The sequence below is a fragment of the Blastomonas sp. CCH1-A6 genome, assembly GCF_001556365.1.
Lineage (GTDB): Bacteria > Pseudomonadota > Alphaproteobacteria > Sphingomonadales > Sphingomonadaceae > Blastomonas > Blastomonas ursincola.
Genome location: NZ_LSIS01000231.1, coordinates 1 through 1,139, shown reverse-complemented (window position 1 = coordinate 1,139; position 1,139 = coordinate 1). Strand labels below are relative to the sequence as shown.

Annotated in this window: 2 protein-coding genes; one reads left to right on the top strand and one right to left on the bottom strand. The window is 65.9% G+C overall.

From position 1 onward, the window contains the following. On the bottom strand, positions 1 to 423 hold a 423-nt coding region (locus tag AX735_RS10430), incomplete at its 3' end, for a DUF1176 domain-containing protein (protein WP_156447461.1). A gap of 88 nt (positions 424 to 511) precedes the next feature. Between AX735_RS10430 and AX735_RS10425 the strand changes: the two genes are divergently transcribed. Beyond that, positions 512 to 1,139, top strand: a 628-nt coding sequence (locus tag AX735_RS10425) for a 3-hydroxyacyl-CoA dehydrogenase NAD-binding domain-containing protein (protein ID WP_066279448.1), incomplete at its 3' end; no start/stop codon positions are given.

Sequence of the window (1,139 nt, the reverse complement as noted above, 5' to 3'; positions counted from 1 at the left end):
CGATCCGGCGAGCGAGATCGGGATGGCGGAGCCGTCCGAGAGCACCACCCTGGCGCTCTTGCCGTTGGCGAGGCCGCGCGCAATCGCCATCGACTGCGCCTCGTCGAGCCAGGTGTCGCCTTCGCTGTCGGGCGTGCCAGAGTGCGGCTTGCCGTCATCGATTACCAGCCGAGCCGGCCCTTTGGCCTGCTCTTCCTGCGGGGTGAGCTCGATGCGGAACGGTGCATCTGGGCCGCCCTCGCGGCGGATGCGCACGACCTGCGCCGTGAACAGCTCGGATGCATCGTCGGACAGCGTTCCCGCTTCGCATGACCAGATATTGTCGCAGGCGACATACCAGTCCTTGAAGATCTTCACCTCGCCGGGAACGGGACCAGTGGGGGAGGCGGCGGCGGCAGCAAGCAGCAGAAACGGGCTGAACATCTTGGAATTATCGCTCCTAGCAAGACTCGCGGTCTTCGGTTATGCGCCCCGCCTATCCGATTCCGGCAACAGCAGAAAGAGGCGCAACATGGATAAAGTGGCAGTCATCGGCGCAGGCCAGATGGGCGCAGGGATTGCGCAGGTCAGCGCGCAGGCGGGCTACCATGTGTTTCTTTCCGATGTGTCGGTCGATCTGGCGGAAAAGGGCAAGGCGGGCATCGGCAAGCAGCTGGCGCGCGCGGTCGACAAGGGCAAGCTCGACGCTGCCGAAGCCGACGCGGTGCTGGGCCGCATCCAGCCGGTTGGCGATTATGCCCCGATGGCCGAGGCAGGCCTTGTCATCGAGGCGGCGACCGAGCGCGAGGACATCAAGCGCGCGATCTTCGAGGCCGTCGGCAAGGTGCTCGGCCCGCAAGCGATCCTGGCGAGCAACACCTCGTCGATCCCGATCACCCGCATGGCCGCCGCCAGCCCCGATGCGGCGCGCTTTGTCGGCGTGCATTTCTTCAACCCGGTACCTGTCATGGGGCTGATCGAGCTGATCCGCGGGCTGGCTACTTCGGACGCCACGGTCGATGCGGTGCGCGGCTATGCGGAGCGGATCGGCAAGCGCGTGGTCCAGGCCAATGACGCGCCGGGCTTTATCGTCAACCGCATCCTGCTGCCGATGCTCAACGAGGCGTGCTTCGCGTTGGGTGAGGGCGTGGCGACGATTC